Here is a 397-nt window from a genome sequence, read left to right as displayed (position 1 = left end):
GTGACCGATGCTAACGGTGATGCCCAAACCTTCACCGCAACGGTACAGCCTGATGGCTCGTTCAGTGCGGATGTACCTGCGGATCTAGCCGACGGTGCCTATACAGTAGACGTTACCGCGACCGATACCGCTGGTAACACAACAACGGCAACAAAAGTTGGCGGGGAAATTGACACCGCTGCACCAACCATTACATTGGATGCGCAGACGACAGGTAACGACGCGACGCCAACGGTATCAGGCACCACCGATTTACCTGCTGGTGAAACTGTGTCGATCACGGTGACCGATGCTAACGGCGATACCCAAACCTTCACTGCCACTGTTCAGCCTGATGGCTCGTTCAGCACAGATGTGCCTGCGGACTTAGCCGACGGTGCGTATACCGTTGAAGCTA

Annotated in this window: 1 protein-coding gene; it reads left to right on the top strand. The window is 55.4% G+C overall.

All coding sequences use genetic code 11. From position 1 onward, the window contains the following. The coding region (locus ACXAGX_RS20570) for an Ig-like domain-containing protein (RefSeq protein WP_474840713.1) at positions 1–397 on the top strand (397 nt) is incomplete at both ends.

It is taken from the genome of Alteromonas sp. ABV4_515, assembly GCF_056160345.1.
This window is presented reverse-complemented; position numbering and strand designations above follow the sequence as displayed.